At 63.7% G+C, this 394-nt stretch carries 1 pseudogene; it reads right to left on the reverse strand.

The annotated features are described in order from the left end of the window. Positions 1–66: 66 nt before the first annotated feature. Positions 67–394, reverse strand: a pseudogene (locus EOD07_RS37405) (SH3 domain-containing protein); the annotation flags it as partial.

A 394-nucleotide genomic window follows, 5' to 3' on the forward strand; every position in this document is an offset into this window, starting at 1 on the left:
GTAGGGGAGTAGGGGAGTAGGTGCTTTCTTCCCCCTACTGCCTTATTGCCCTACTGCCTTACTCCCCTAATCACCCAGCGCCATCTGATCCGTGATCTCGAAGCGCTCCGAAACGCCGACGCGGATCATGTTGAGGGTGCCTTCGCGCGTGAAGCGGAATTCGTCGGAGGAGTCCGAGCCGCTCGGTTTGCCGTCATGGAAGGTGATGACGCGGCTACCGCCGTCCGGCCAGGTCACGGTCACGGTGCTGTCGCCGCCTTTTTGCGCGACACTGATTTCGCAGCGGGTCATCGGTTGGCCGACATGACGCGCGCAAGGGATGCCGGCATCCAGGGCAGGGGCGTCGGACTGGGCGTTTGCCGCGGCCGCGAAAGCGAGACCGTAGGCATCCAGC

The sequence above is a fragment of the Mesorhizobium sp. M2C.T.Ca.TU.002.02.1.1 genome (genome assembly GCF_003997225.1).